The 12,354-nt window shown below is 44.6% G+C and carries 12 protein-coding genes and 2 pseudogenes; 9 read left to right on the top strand and 5 right to left on the bottom strand.

What is annotated here, in order from left to right:
- Positions 1–273: 273 nt before the first annotated feature.
- On the bottom strand, positions 274–1,047 hold the full coding sequence (locus CS022_RS01065) for a TetR/AcrR family transcriptional regulator (protein ID WP_235869176.1): 774 nt from the start codon (positions 1,045–1,047) through the stop codon (positions 274–276).
- 269 nt (positions 1,048–1,316) lie between these two features.
- On the opposite strand from CS022_RS01065, the gene cmoA reads away from it, so the two are divergent.
- Both cmoA and cmoB read left to right on the top strand, forming a co-directional pair.
- Positions 1,317–2,045: a carboxy-S-adenosyl-L-methionine synthase CmoA gene (gene cmoA / locus CS022_RS01060; protein ID WP_129120855.1), complete on the top strand. Its 729-nt coding sequence runs from the start codon at positions 1,317–1,319 to the stop codon at positions 2,043–2,045.
- 69 nt (positions 2,046–2,114) lie between these two features.
- Positions 2,115–3,086: a tRNA 5-methoxyuridine(34)/uridine 5-oxyacetic acid(34) synthase CmoB gene (cmoB, locus tag CS022_RS01055; protein ID WP_129120728.1), complete on the top strand. Its 972-nt coding sequence runs from the start codon at positions 2,115–2,117 to the stop codon at positions 3,084–3,086.
- A 72-nt stretch (positions 3,087–3,158) separates the two neighbouring features.
- Here cmoB and CS022_RS01050 read toward each other — a convergent pair whose 3' ends face one another.
- The 3 genes and pseudogenes from CS022_RS01050 to CS022_RS01045 all read right to left on the bottom strand — a co-directional run bounded on the left by CS022_RS01050 (position 3,159) and on the right by CS022_RS01045 (position 5,273).
- A complete protein-coding gene (locus tag CS022_RS01050) occupies positions 3,159–4,613 on the bottom strand; it encodes a lipoprotein N-acyltransferase Lnb domain-containing protein (protein ID WP_161569517.1) in 1,455 nt (484 codons plus the stop codon).
- Between the two features lie 3 nt (positions 4,614–4,616).
- A pseudogene (locus CS022_RS28385) lies at positions 4,617–4,892 on the bottom strand (DUF7843 domain-containing protein); the annotation flags it as partial.
- A 15-nt stretch (positions 4,893–4,907) separates the two neighbouring features.
- Positions 4,908–5,273 carry a YceK/YidQ family lipoprotein gene (locus CS022_RS01045; protein ID WP_129120726.1) on the bottom strand — a complete coding sequence of 122 codons (366 nt, stop codon included), beginning with the start codon at positions 5,271–5,273 and terminating at the stop codon, positions 4,908–4,910.
- Positions 5,274–5,853: 580 nt separating this feature from the next.
- Between CS022_RS01045 and CS022_RS01040 the strand changes: the two genes are divergently transcribed.
- From CS022_RS01040 to CS022_RS01035, 3 genes are all read left to right on the top strand, one after another.
- Complete coding sequence (locus CS022_RS01040) at positions 5,854–7,218, top strand: ABC-F family ATP-binding cassette domain-containing protein (protein ID WP_328590297.1); 1,365 nt, start codon at positions 5,854–5,856, stop codon at positions 7,216–7,218.
- Complete coding sequence (locus tag CS022_RS27595) at positions 7,209–7,607, top strand: hypothetical protein (protein ID WP_328590296.1); 399 nt, start codon at positions 7,209–7,211, stop codon at positions 7,605–7,607. Before CS022_RS01040 ends, CS022_RS27595 begins: the two co-directional genes overlap by 10 nt.
- 198 nt (positions 7,608–7,805) lie before the next feature.
- Entirely contained in the window at positions 7,806–8,975 is a 1,170-nt protein-coding gene (locus CS022_RS01035) for a MalY/PatB family protein (RefSeq protein WP_129120725.1), read from the top strand.
- Positions 8,976–9,016: 41 nt separating this feature from the next.
- Here CS022_RS01035 and CS022_RS01030 read toward each other — a convergent pair whose 3' ends face one another.
- Positions 9,017–9,469 (bottom strand): hypothetical protein, encoded by a 453-nt coding sequence (locus CS022_RS01030; protein ID WP_129120724.1) that lies wholly within the window; start codon positions 9,467–9,469, stop codon positions 9,017–9,019.
- A 149-nt stretch (positions 9,470–9,618) separates the two neighbouring features.
- Between CS022_RS01030 and CS022_RS24755 the strand changes: the two genes are divergently transcribed.
- The 4 genes and pseudogenes from CS022_RS24755 (at position 9,619) to CS022_RS01015 (ending at position 12,317) form a co-directional block, all read left to right on the top strand.
- Positions 9,619–9,759 carry a hypothetical protein gene (locus CS022_RS24755; protein WP_161569516.1) on the top strand — a complete coding sequence of 47 codons (141 nt, stop codon included), beginning with the start codon at positions 9,619–9,621 and terminating at the stop codon, positions 9,757–9,759.
- A gap of 54 nt (positions 9,760–9,813) precedes the next feature.
- Complete coding sequence (locus tag CS022_RS01025; RefSeq protein ID WP_129120723.1) at positions 9,814–10,323, top strand: VC2046/SO_2500 family protein; 510 nt, start codon at positions 9,814–9,816, stop codon at positions 10,321–10,323.
- 266 nt (positions 10,324–10,589) lie between these two features.
- Positions 10,590–11,264 carry an SDR family oxidoreductase gene (locus CS022_RS01020; protein WP_129120722.1) on the top strand — a complete coding sequence of 225 codons (675 nt, stop codon included), beginning with the start codon at positions 10,590–10,592 and terminating at the stop codon, positions 11,262–11,264.
- 217 nt (positions 11,265–11,481) lie between these two features.
- Positions 11,482–12,317, top strand: a pseudogene (locus tag CS022_RS01015) (ion transporter).
- The last annotated feature ends 37 nt before the right edge of the window (positions 12,318–12,354 follow it).

Genomic DNA, 12,354 nt, shown 5'->3' with positions numbered 1-12,354 from the left:
CCAAGAAGGATATGCGATAAAGAGAAGGGTAAATACGAGTAGAAAATTCTCTGACACCACGTGTAGCCAGATTCAAAGAGGCGTAAGGATATACAATCCCTCGTTAAATCATGTATAAATATTCATACATAAAAATGGACTTTCTCAATGTGGAGAATCGGAGTAAATAGATGATAAGCGGGCTAAGGAGGATATAAAACTGGATGCTATGGGATGGATTGCGATTCGGGCGACAACAAGATTGCCGCCTATGTCTTCATAAATGATAAGGATTTATAGACTTTTCGACTGACGGATAAACGCGGCCTCTTCAGGAAAGATTTCATCCAGAACTCGTTGCCACGTTTCTTGATAATTGAACTCAGTGGATAAGGGTTTCCAGCCCACACCATCCAACAAAAGGTTTATACAGTCTAGAATGGGGTTCTCACATGTCTCTTGAACACGAACAACGGCACCAGACTCGGACGCACTGTTAAACAACGCATTGGCACCAAAACCCATTGCCCAGTTTGCAAACACAATCGACGTTGCCGGAATGCTGCCTGACATATCGACTTCACCACGAGCAGCGCCCAACTCCATGATCTGGTCGCCAAGTGACAACAGCTCTGCCTCTAGGCTATTCATCGCGGCTAAACGTTTCTCTGAGCTTTTCTCTGTGACGGCCGGTGTTCGGCAACTTAATACACAATTGGAAAGCGCAGGTTCTAAACAACAGAAAAGTGCATAAGCCACGTGGACGGCAAGAAGCTTTTCACGGTTGTTACCCTTAAATGCAGACGCCCTTTTGAACATCGCAATTTCTTGAGATAACGCTTTCGTCGCTAATGCAGCGATCAGGTCTTCTTTACTGGTGAAGTGATTATATACCGTACCTTTGGAATATGAACTTGCCGCAGCAACCTTATCCATAGTAAGGCCAGTAAAGCCCTCGCGCTTAACTACCTCGAAAGCGATCGCAATGAGCTCCTGCTCACGGTCGAGAAGAGCTTGTTGTTTGCGGGTTAAACCACTTGGTTTCGTTGCCGATAAACTGCCTGACACGATTGTTAATATCCTTTTCACTTTTTACGATTTAGTCACTAACTACGTTATACCACGATATAGAATGAATCACTAAATGACCAAACAGCTAACCTGTTGAGGGTTAAACGTAATTTTGTGAGGCATTGCCAAGTTTTCAGTCACTACAGACATACGGTGTAAAATTCACTATAATGCGCCGCTTTTCGGAGGTGAATGGAGAAACCTCCTTGCTCTGTTTACTCCGTTTGTCAGCAGACACTCAGACATGCTTTATTGAGGCAACCTACATGGCCAATCGCGACAATATTTTTGCAGCGCCTATCGAAAAACTCGGAGACTTTACCTTCGACGAGAACGTCGCCGAAGTATTCCCCGATATGATCCAACGCTCTGTACCGGGTTACAGCAACATCATTTCTGCCATCGGTATGCTGGCAGAACGCTACGCCTCAGAAAACAGTCATGTCTATGATTTAGGCTGCTCTCTCGGCGCCGCGACCTTATCAATGCGTAGACACATTAAAGCCCAAAATTGTCGTATCGTCGCGGTAGATAACTCATCAGCAATGGTGGAACGTTGCAAGCTTCACGTCAGTGCTTACCGCTCAGACACAGACGTCGATGTTCTTGAAGCTGATATTCGCGAAGTAGCGATTAAAAATGCCTCCGTCGTTGTCTTGAATTTCACTCTGCAGTTTCTGTCTCCAGATGATCGTCAGACCCTGCTTGAGCGCATATATGGTGGCCTGAAACCGGGCGGTATTTTGATTTTATCTGAGAAATACAGCTTTGCCGATGATACGGCTAATGAGCTGCTCATTGATTTGCACCATGATTTCAAACGCGCCAATGGCTACAGCGAGCTGGAAATCAGTCAAAAGCGCAGTGCACTGGAAAATGTGATGCGACCAGACAGCATTGAGCGCCACAAAGAGCGTCTTGGCTCGATTGGCTTCAGTAGCGTAGCGGTGTGGTTCCAGTGCTTCAATTTCGGTTCAATGTTTGCAATCAAATAACTCAGAGACAATGCTGATAGCTGACTCTGTTCTCATTCATAACGATGGCTGATAGACCAAAGATTATTCATGTTCGATTTTTCTGATTTTTACCAACTCATTGCCAAAAACAGACTTCAAGACTGGCTGAATGTCTTACCTGCACAACTCGCTGAATGGCAAGAATTGCCGCATGGCGATATGCCAAAATGGCTGAGAGTGCTCAAGAAAATACCAACAGAACCGCCATCATCTATTGAATTGAAAGATAGCGTGACCATAGGCTGTGCAAACGAACTCACCGATGGCCACAAAGCCAAACTGGAAAACTTGCTACGCAGTTTTCACCCGTGGCGCAAAGGACCGTATACGGTTCATGGCATCAATATCGACACCGAGTGGCGCTCAGACTGGAAATGGGATCGTGTCCTCCCACATATTTCGCCGCTTAAAGGTCGCTATGTACTCGATGTGGGCTGCGGTAACGGCTACCACATGTGGCGCATGCTTGGTGAAGACGCAGCGTTGACGGTCGGTATCGATCCATCTGAGTTATTCCTTGTGCAGTTTGAAGCAATTCGCAGCTTGATGGGCAATGACCAACGTGCGCACCTGTTGCCTCTGGGTATTGAAAAGTTACCTGAGTTAAAAGCCTTCGACACTGTTTTCAGCATGGGTGTGCTCTACCATCGTCGCTCCCCGCTTGACCACCTTATTCAACTCAAAAATCAGCTGGTGAAAGGCGGTGAACTGGTGCTTGAAACACTGGTTATCGATGGCGATGAAAATGCGGTGCTGGTACCAACCGACAGATATGCACAAATGCGCAATGTCTACTTCTTCCCTTCAGCTAAAGCGCTGAAAGTTTGGTTAGAGAAGGTCGGCTTTGTCGATGTGAGCATCGTCGATGAGTGTGTGACCACCACAGATGAACAACGCTCAACAGACTGGATGCAACACAACTCTCTGCCAGAATACCTTGATCAGCAAGACCCAACCAAAACCATTGAGGGCTATCCTGCACCGAAACGCGCTATTTTGGTGGCACAAAATCCTGATTAACTTCCAGTGAGTTATCAAAACTTATGAAAGACGCCATTTGGCGTCTTCTAAATAGGCTTGAAACATCAGTCATTAAAAGTGCAATGAGTACGTAAGGCCGATTTCATTCTTACTCATTAACTCATTTTTTGTCACTGAGTAGTGAATCGCGACAGCATTGTCTTGTGCAGGGAACCAACTGATACTCGATTGACTTGAAATGTAACCGGGCGAGTCAGCAAGCTTATGTGAGGCCCACTCAAGCTCTGAGACAAACTTACTGTCTAATATGAGATCAGCGATAACACCCACCTTTATTGAACCAAACAGATTTGTATCGTTGAAGTCAGACCCCAAGCCACCACCAACTAGGGAAAATATTCGTAGATCTTTATGGAAAGATAATGTTTTGCCAAAACCGAATGATAATTCACCTTGAGAGCGTGAGCTCAAGCTAGAATCAAAGCTTGGTCGATACCCTAAATAGAGCTCACCAGACCATGATGGGTCTATTTGGGTAGATGGCGGTAACGTTCTGACACTGTACAACGCAAACTCTCTTAGTTTGGTTTCAGCATCCTCAAAGCTGGTTTCAACGACAATATTCCCCATGACGAGCTCCGACTCATGTAAATATTGGCGATTGTCAGAAGATAGACTGTGTCCTGCGGCAAGAAAACGGCTTATTAGTGCAACCTGCCCATCACTACTCGACAAACCTACGGAAAAAACGGAATCTTGTGGCGTTTTGGCTGGATGCTTATATTTACTGAGGTCAAAAACAAAATTTCCCTGCAGCACTACCTCTGCTCTTTCATCTATCAGAGAAAAATACTGCTTTTGTAATGGTGACAGTGACGCAACGATTCCTCTATCCGCGATAGCATCATCAACTTGCTGTTTCTCCGTTGACGAAAGTTGATCATCCAGAACATATCGAAGCCATTTATCTGCGGCTATTACATTCGTCGTATTAATCAGCCCCGTATCTCTAGCTGCCTTTACTACATCAAGGGGACTCACAAATAATCGTCGCTCATCAAGCACATCAGGCTTAATTAAAGCAAGTAGTTCAAGCGTCAATGTTGCGCAGTTGAATGACTGAAAATAATAAACCAGATCAGTATCCTTAAGCTCCCAAAGGTGAAGTCTGATTAATTCAATACTCTCAGCCTCTGCACTAAGTGTAAATTGCCATAAATTCCTCTCTTCGATATCGACATACTGATGGCGGTCTTTCTCGAACGGGCGAACGGTAAAGAAGCCAGGCATACCCGTAACAAGGCTTTCTGCAATCAATGTAATTGGGTTAAGCGTCGTTATTTCAGTGAAATACGCAAGTGAATGGCTGACTGGTACATTTCGGTAGTTTTTCCCGCTCGTTTTCAAAAATATATGCCCCATCATACTGGATGAAGAAGAGAAAACTTCAGAGGCAAACACTAACTCCAGACGGTCAAAAGGAACATGGTCAATGTATTTTGAGAATCTCTCGTCGCAATCAGAAGGCGAAAAGTCTTCGACAACAAGTTTCAACGCACGTTTCAAGAACGTTGTTCGTGCAGGAAATCGACAATATGCTTTTTTGGGCTCTTCATAAATCAAATTTAACGTTTTTTTGAGTTCGCTAAGAGGCGAAAACTCTTGATAAGAAAGCAGGAACTGTTTGGAGGGTATTTGAGGGTTTCCATTCCAACTGTGTATTAGTGTCTGCCAAATTCGTGAATCTGATACACGAATCAGGTCACTTTCATCCGCAGAAAAACTTGAATGGGAAATAAAAATTAAAAAAGCCGCAATTAAGCGGCTCACATAGAATTTTTTCATTGTTTAAAGTGGGGCTTACTTACAAGTTACTACAACGTCGTCTTCGTAATCCCACATTTTGCCTGTTACAGCATCTGTTGTGGAACCAGGGAAACCACCAAGAATAATGTTTCCAAAGAATACAGGCGTGATTGTTTTATCAACGGCTGTTTCTTTCTCACATGAGCCGTCAGCTGTTCTAACAACTTTGTCTTTACCGTCTCTCAGCAGGACAACTGTACCTGGAGTCGTGACTTTCTGTCCTTCAATTGATACTTCAACAGGTTGATTAGTTGAAGATTTAACATTTACTGTTTGCTCTTCGTGTGTCATCACACTCGCACAACCAGACAAGGCAATTAATGACGTTGATGCTACAACTGACAAAATATTCTTTTTCATTTTATTTTCCACAATAAAAGTTGAAATGGCTCAACGCAGGAAAATAACGATAGCGGACAGACTTTTCAAAGATTAGTTCTTAAATAAGAATATTGATGTTAAATTTTGAGACAGGTATTGCATTTCAAATTAGACATATTTGACTGCCATTTTTTACTGCAAAGCAAAAAATTAGATAGTACTCAGAACGTTTTAAGAGCAAAACTGCTAGTGACACTTTTCACTCCTCGTTACAGGTATTTACTCTCAAACAGCGAGCCTTTCCTTCACAACGTTGCAAAAACTGATACCGTGCCCGAAAAACTCTGTCCAATTTCTTGCCTATTCCAGCACCTTTTTTTAGTGTCACCAACATCGATTCACTAACAATAAGGGAGGAACTGGTCATGAATGTATGTGTAAAAAAGCATATACACTTCTTTGGTAATGCTCGCCACTCAAGCACTCGCGCTTTCATGCTGCGATAACCTGGCTTGAGCGAAGCAGTCAACAAAGTAAATAACCTTCCCTCAAGCAGTGCGGGTTGTCGTCAGCAATTCTGACTTCTGGTGCTTTTGCACCGACAATTCGAGTACATGCTATGAGCACACTATTATCTGCAAAACAGGTTTCTTACCACACAACTTCTGGCCCACTGATGGACGATATCACCTTTACGGTTTCCAGAGGCAACCGCATTGGACTGGTTGGCCATAATGGTTGTGGCAAAAGTACCCTGTTAAAACTATTGACCAGTAAAATCACGGCTGAAGAAGGTGAAATCAGCTTAGCGAAACATTGCCATATAGAACATGTAGAGCAACACTTGCCGCCGACACTTTCGGCTTTAACAATGCATGAGGCTGTATCAGAACGTCTTTCTGATGAAGAAAAACAAACTGATATCTGGCGTGTTGACGTTCTGTTGAATGAAATGGGCTTTAATCAGGCAGACATGAGTTTGACGGCAGGCACACTGAGTGGCGGTGAACACACGCGATTATTGCTTGCCAGAGCGTTGATCAATAACCCTGATCTGTTGTTACTGGATGAACCCAGCAACCACATGGATCTCCCTACCCTGTTTTGGCTTGAAAGCTTTTTAAAGGCATTCAAAGGGGGATTTTTGCTGGTTTCTCATGATCAGAAGTTATTGGATGCTGTGACCGATTCAACCTGGATCATGCGCGACCGGACATTGTACAGCTTTGCGCTACCCTGCTCGGCCGCTCGTACTGAGCTGGCCGCCATGGACGAGGCTGATGAAGCGAGTTTCAAGGAAGAGCAGAAAGAGATAGACCGCGTTGCAAAAAGTGCTAAGCGCCTTGCTGTATGGGGCCACACTTACGATAACGAGGACCTATCACGTAAAGCCAAAACAATGGAAAAACGTGTCGAAACGTTAAAAGCCAACCAGACCGAGTTGTCTGAAGGCACGCCTTGGCAGTTGAAACTGAAAGGTACAGCGTTACCTGCAAACAGGCTATTGGAGATAAACAATGTTGATGTTCGTCCTGCTGATGATGCTGATGCCTTGTACCTTACGCCGGAGCTTCAACTCAAAAGCGGTGACAAGGTTGCTATTCTTGGCCAGAATGGAACAGGTAAATCTTCTCTGCTCAGAATGTTGTGGCAGCGATTTGCAGCGCTACAGGGCAATGGAAGTTTGCGTCTGATAGAGGAAGCAATCCGCCTTCATCCGAAAAGTAAGGTCGGCTATTACGATCAAACATTACAGCAGTTAGATGATGGGCAAACCATGATGGAAGCACTCAGTCAGTTCGCCCCATTACCTACTGAAGCCCTTAAAATGGCGCTGATCAAAGCAGGTTTTCCCTACGCCAGACATCAGCAAACCATTGAAGGCTTGAGTGGTGGCGAACGGTCAAGGCTGCTTTTTGTCGGCTTAACCTTAGCGGATTACCACATGCTAATGCTCGATGAACCACAAACCACTTGGATTTAGAGGGTAAAGAAGAGCTGGCAGACAGTATCCGTGAATTTGCAGGCGGGCTTATTCTGGTCAGTCACGATCGTGATTTGATTGAAGCCAGTTGCAACCGCTTCTGGTTGGTGAAAGACGGTAAACTCGAAGAGTGGCATGACATTGAAAAAGTGTATGCAGAACTGACCGAGGTCTCCGTGCGACATCCAACGACATATGAAGCACCGCTATCCGCTGAGAAAAAAGAATGTCCGATCGCTGACGGACATGATGATTTACTGGAAAGGCTGTTTGAACTTGAGGCGCTTTTGGAAGCAGATACTAACCGCAAACAAAAGCACCAAAAAGTACAACGGCAAACATTGTGGAAAATAGAAATAGATAAAATCAAAACGGTTTTATCTTTGTAATCTACAAATCAGTAAAGCCTCACTGCAAACAAGTCTGTGAGGCTTTGCTTTTCCAAGAGCAAACTTTTTAACTGAGTTGTATCTTCCCGACCTAATTCTGAAAATGTAAAACAGTCAAAAGCCACAGTCATCTCCACTACACAACGCAGTAAATATTCATTACTCTGAAAGTGATATTCACCAAAGTCAGGTTCTTTAATGAGCAAGGATGCACGGCAAGAAAAGAACATAAATCTGTTTGATACGAAAATAGACAGAACAAACACAGGCAGCACAAAGTGGGACAAATACGAAGGCAAAGATGTTCTACCAATGTGGGTAGCAGATACCGACTTTCGGATACCTGAACCTGTCATTGAGGCTCTGCATCAGCGAGTTGACCATGGTGTATTTGGCTACACGCATCCACCTAAGGCATTGACTGATACTATCGTCAATCGCATGGCTGAACTCTACCAGTGGAACGTAGAGCCTGATTGGATTGTTTATCTGCCCGGTCTGGTGTGTGGCCTTAACATCGCCGCCCGAGCGCTGTGTGACGCAGACGACACCATCATGATCCCGACTCCTATCTACCCGCCTTTCGCTTCCTCGGCAAAACTTGCGGGTAAACCGACATACAAAGTACCGACAAAACTTGAGCATGGAAGATGGTTAGTCGATCTCGATGCAGCGAAGGCGGATCTCCCCGCAAATACAGGTTTACTCCAATTTTGTAACCCCCTCAATCCGGGCGGCACGGTTTACAGAAAGGAAGAGTTGGAAGAAGTCTTACTGTTTGCCCAACAAAACGATTTGGTTATTTGTTCAGACGAGATTCATTGCGACCTGATTTTGGACAAAGCACTCAAACATATTCCACTGGCAAGTCTGAGTAGAGATGCAGAGCAGCGCACAGTCACGTTAATGGCCCCCAGTAAAACCTTCAATATTGCGGGCCTCGGTGCATCGTTTGCCATCATTCCAAATGAGAGCCTAAGAACCGCTTTCAGACGGGAAAAAATGGGGATCGTACCTCATGTCAGTTTGCTGGCTTACACTGCGGCGCAGGCCAGTTATCAATACGGACAGGCATGGCTCGATGAGCAATTAGTGTACCTCGCCCTTAACCGAGATTTAGTGCAACAAACTATTGACCGTATCCCGGGCCTCGCACTTCAGCATATCGAGGCAACCTATTTAGCCTGGATTGACTGTAAAGACCTCCCAGTGAAAAATCCTTGCTTATTTTTTGAAAAAGCAGGGGTTGGCCTGTCTCCCGGTATTGAGTTCGGTGATCGCAACTTTGTCCGGCTCAACTTCGGCTGTACAAAGAAGCAGTTGATGTTAGCATTGCAGAGAATGGAAGATGCCATTAACGCACTTTAAATAGAGAGAAATACCCGGCGAAAGGTCGGGTTAATCATGCGTTATCGGCGTCCAAAAAGAAGTACTTTCAAGAATAACCACCCAGCAAATGCCCCGCATATCACGCCACTCACCAACAGATAAATGATGGACAGAGAACCTAGCGTTGCCCCAGCATCAATTGCTATCGGTATCGCTAAGATAATGAACCCAAGGATTGAGCCACTTATCATCCAACGTACAGAATGACGCCGTGAAAATTGCGGGCACCAAAACCGGATAACAAACGAAAAGAGAACAACCCAAGCAAAGGTAAATGGTAGGCCAACAAACAAGCTGTAAGACAAAACAAGTGCCAGTGCGGTGAGGTCTGAATCTTCAGAAAAGATAAATAGCCAGCCAAAGGGCGATACTAGTGGCGCGACCAAGCAAACAATTGCACTCGCAATCAACCAACGAAAGAACGATAACTGGCTGACATTCACCAAATCATCAAACGAAATATTCTGTGCCATCAACTGTCCCTAGAGAATGAATGAAAACTGTCTTCCAGACACCAAAAGTTGTCGCTTCTTTATGTTTATATTTCTCTTACCAAAATAGTCTAAAACGCAGTGATTGATGTGGCTCGTTTTTGACCCTAAGTAAACAGAGGGTGAAATGTATGGTTGATGATAGAAAACAACGAAGTGTGGAGTTCATTCCTGTTCAGCGTGCTTCTTCTCTATTCGCGACAAAAATCACACAAATCGATTCAATTGACTATTTGATCAGCAATCAATTGAAATATGGTGATTTTCTCTAAAGAGACTGCCACCAGCGCCGATAAGTACTCATAACCTTTTCATCGCTGAGTTTTATGCAGTTACATACTCTCGACAAAGCAGCATTAATAAGTGATATCCAGCTTGGTGATAATTTAAACCATGCTGTATCGCAAGGGCGTCGATCCGACTTCGCCCTCATGCTGGCATTGCTGTCGGGGGATGCAACAGAAACCGTCCCCGTAGAAAAGGTATGTATAGAAGTAAAGACAGATGATGAACTTCGTACTTTATTCCAACTTTCTGAACCAGAACGCCTCTCGGCAAAAGAAGAAGATTATCAGCGTGCTGAACGCCAATCTCATGCATTTCACCATGCAGGCATTACTAGCGCTAAACTTTCAGGTTATGTTTCCCCTCCTGCTTTGCACTTTCCTGCCGAGGGAACACACGATTTAGGTGAAGATGTTTATCATAATCTCTCTGGACACCAGAGAAGACGCCTATCAAGCCAGAAAACCACAGATATCGGCCTTGATCCGGTAAACCTCTACAAGCAGCTCAACGAAGCACGGCGGTTTAGTGAATTCAGTCAGTGCGCATAAGTAATTGATAAATAAAATATTTAATTTCACTCTCATTTACATATCAAGAAGTTAGTAACACTTCCCCCCACAAGAGATATCACTCGAATATTTAATTAACAATTTGCACACAGTTTACACACCACTTTTATGAGCGGATTCACAACAAAAATGCGAAACATGTACCAAAATTGATATCCACCAGTTGAAAAGTTGGGGTTAACTTGTTGGCTAGTGTGTATAAACCCTGAATAAGTCCAGAAAGATCAACTTAAAAGGTCAGAAAGATGGATATAGCAAAATCAGTAATTGTGATCACTGCCGCAGGGAGCCCAACAGGAAGGGCAATGGCCGAACATTTTTGTTCATTACATGCACGTGTTGCACTTGTTGATACCAATTGTCAGGAATTACAGGCAACTTATGAAGCCTGCCAAAATGCCGGGGGGATCTGCCTTTCCTTCGTATTAGCAGACAAGAGCACAGACAGTATTTCAGCTTTCTTTCAACATGTGAGTAGCGAAATGGGCGCAGTTGATGTCTTAATCAACTACTGGCAAACAGGGCAAATCCCGAGCTTATTGGCAACCAGTGAAACAGAGGCCGATTCCATTTCCGATGTTGCGTCAAACCTCTATTTATTTGGGCGGGGGGCGGCTTTCAGTATGCTCAATGAAGGACGTCAGGGCGTGATTGTAAACATACCTGACAACATCTCTAAGGAAGATTACGAAAACTCCCTCGACAGCTGCAACGCCATCATACGCGGTTTGACACAAAGCTGGGCTAAAGAACTAGCACCCGTGAATATTCGCGTAGCAGGGGTATTACCGACTCTCCGAAGCCATTCAAACCGGAGACTGAAACATGACCCTGCCGTCAACTATGACATGATTGATGGCGCAGAATATATCGTGGCCAATGACAGTTTCACCGGGCGTATTCTCGAAGCAGCAAGTTAACCTGTGACCGTTTCCATTGGATAAGAACAATCTCATTGAATGGTCACTGACAACCAAGGCCAACCTGTTGACTCGCTAGGGTTCGTTTGGAAATCAGTTTGATAGGCACCTACAGCCTGAATTACGGCAGATTTCACTGTTTTTTACTGCCCGTCTCAATTCATGGCGAGCACAGCTGCTAAACTTCCCGCTATTCAATTCTTAGTTACGTCGCCACATGGAAAACAAGCAAACACCAATTCAAAAATATCTGTATACCACCATCTTCGGTACACACACAGCAGCAGGCAAAGCATTCGACATCACACTCATTTTTGTCATTTTTGGCTCTATCGTCGTACTGATGTTGGATTCTGTCAGTGATTACCAGCAGCAATACGGCACATTGCTTGTTACGTTAGAGTGGTCTTTCACGGCGTTTTTTTCCATTGAATATCTGCTAAGGCTATATTGTTCACCTCACAGGCTGGCCTACGCTAAAAGCTTTTATGGCGTGATTGATTTAGTGGCCATCCTCCCCACTTTTTTGGTGCTCTTATTCCCGGCAGCCAGTTACCTGATGGCGATTCGCCTTCTCCGGGTGCTTCGTATATTCCGGATTCTCAAGTTGGTGCGTTTTCTTCAGGAGTCCAACTTTCTCCTTAGCGCCCTAAGAGGGTCAGCGCGAAAAATATTGGTCTTTTTTATGACAGTGCTGGTGCTGGTCACCGTGTTTGGCTCGTTGATGTTTGCCATTGAAGGCCCCGACCATGGCTTCACCAGTATTCCCTACAGTATCTATTGGGCAATTGTCACCATGACAACCGTTGCTACGGTGATTTGGTGCCTCAAACAGATTTAGGAAAAGGGCTGGCATCTTTCACCATGTTGATGGGTTATTGCATTATCGCGGTGCCGACAGGAATCATCACGGCACAAATGGGACAAGAGATTAACCTGCACCGACGTTTGGTCAAATGCCCGAACTGCTCAGAAACTGGCCATGAGTCAGATGCTTTGTACTGTAAGTTTTGCGGCAGCGAATTACCCGATCCCGACAGCCGAATCGCCTAAAAAGTCGTAAACCATTCTTGCCAGCCGAATTTAAAAA

This window comes from Veronia nyctiphanis (assembly GCF_004116385.1).
Classification (GTDB): Bacteria; Pseudomonadota; Gammaproteobacteria; order Enterobacterales; family Vibrionaceae; genus Veronia; species Veronia nyctiphanis.
Note: the sequence above shows the minus strand (reverse complement) of the source record. Positions and strands in the feature narration are given on the sequence as shown.

Bases quoted from the DNA above. Each gene is read 5' to 3' on its own strand.
- cmoB (WP_129120728.1), top strand. From the start codon at position 2,115: ATGTTCGATTTTTCTGATTTTTACCAACTCATTGCCAAAAACAGACTT.
- CS022_RS01025 (WP_129120723.1), top strand. From the start codon at position 9,814: ATGCAGTTACATACTCTCGACAAAGCAGCATTAATAAGTGATATCCAG.
- cmoA (WP_129120855.1), top strand. From the start codon at position 1,317: ATGGCCAATCGCGACAATATTTTTGCAGCGCCTATCGAAAAACTCGGA.
- CS022_RS01045 (WP_129120726.1), bottom strand. From the start codon at position 5,273: ATGAAAAAGAATATTTTGTCAGTTGTAGCATCAACGTCATTAATTGCC.
- CS022_RS24755 (WP_161569516.1), top strand. From the start codon at position 9,619: ATGGTTGATGATAGAAAACAACGAAGTGTGGAGTTCATTCCTGTTCAG.
- CS022_RS01035 (WP_129120725.1), top strand. From the start codon at position 7,806: ATGAGCAAGGATGCACGGCAAGAAAAGAACATAAATCTGTTTGATACG.
- CS022_RS01040 (WP_328590297.1), top strand. From the start codon at position 5,854: ATGAGCACACTATTATCTGCAAAACAGGTTTCTTACCACACAACTTCT.
- CS022_RS01020 (WP_129120722.1), top strand. From the start codon at position 10,590: ATGGATATAGCAAAATCAGTAATTGTGATCACTGCCGCAGGGAGCCCA.
- CS022_RS01030 (WP_129120724.1), bottom strand. From the start codon at position 9,469: ATGGCACAGAATATTTCGTTTGATGATTTGGTGAATGTCAGCCAGTTA.